Below are 864 nucleotides of genomic sequence, written 5' to 3' on the forward strand. Positions count from 1 at the left end.
CCCCTTGAAAGAATCACCCGTTGAATTCTACTCAACCTCTTTTAAAATAGCAAGTGACTCCTGTATAAGCAAAAACCATCTTTATTAATTCCTCTGCAAGACTTTCGATAACAGTGGGAAAATTATAAATGCTATGCAGCTTGCTCTCCAATCAACCGCTTAAGCAATTCAAGCTCTTTGGCTAATGTCTGATCATCACAAACCAAATCTTCAATTTTACGGACAGCATGTAAAACTGTCGTATGATCACGCCCTCCAAAACGACGCCCAATTTCTGGTAACGAACGAGGCGTCAACATTTTCGCCAAATACATCGCAACTTGTCGCGGCTTCACGACTGTACGCGTCCGACGATTAGACAATAAATCTTGCTTAGAAACATTATAATGGCGCGCAACTGCGCGCTGAATTTCTTCAATCCGAATACGCTTCGATTCACCTGAACGTGTCAAATGACCCAACAATTCATCAATCCGTTCTAAAGATAAATCAGATTCAAAAGACTGACGGAACAACAATTGATTAAATGCTCCTTCAATATCACGCCCTGAACCCAAAACCGTTTTAGCAATATACTGCAAAACCTCATCAGAAATTACAACCATGTTATCATCTTGTTGCGCCACTTTTAAACGTTGGCGTAACATTTTCAAACGCATTTCATAATCTGGTACTTCAATTTCAAGAGCAACCCCTCCCTGAAGTCGAGACCGAACGCGAAGATCAAGTGATTCTAATTCTGCTGGCGGACGATCTGCAGCAACAACAACTTGTTTCGCACTATCAAGCAACATGTTGAGCAAATGACAAAATTCGTTCTGTATCGATTTTCCTTGCAAAAATTGCATATCATCAATAATCAAA

The 864-nt window shown here is 40.3% G+C and carries 1 protein-coding gene; it reads right to left on the minus strand.

Annotated features, from left to right (window positions below; genetic code table 11):
* Window positions 1–131: 131 nt before the first annotated feature.
* Window positions 132–864, minus strand: a 733-nt coding sequence (locus tag ACFIK8_RS10615; protein WP_375669405.1) for a chromosomal replication initiator protein DnaA, incomplete at its 5' end; no start/stop codon positions are given.

The organism is Bartonella sp. MR168JLCBS, assembly GCF_042194175.1.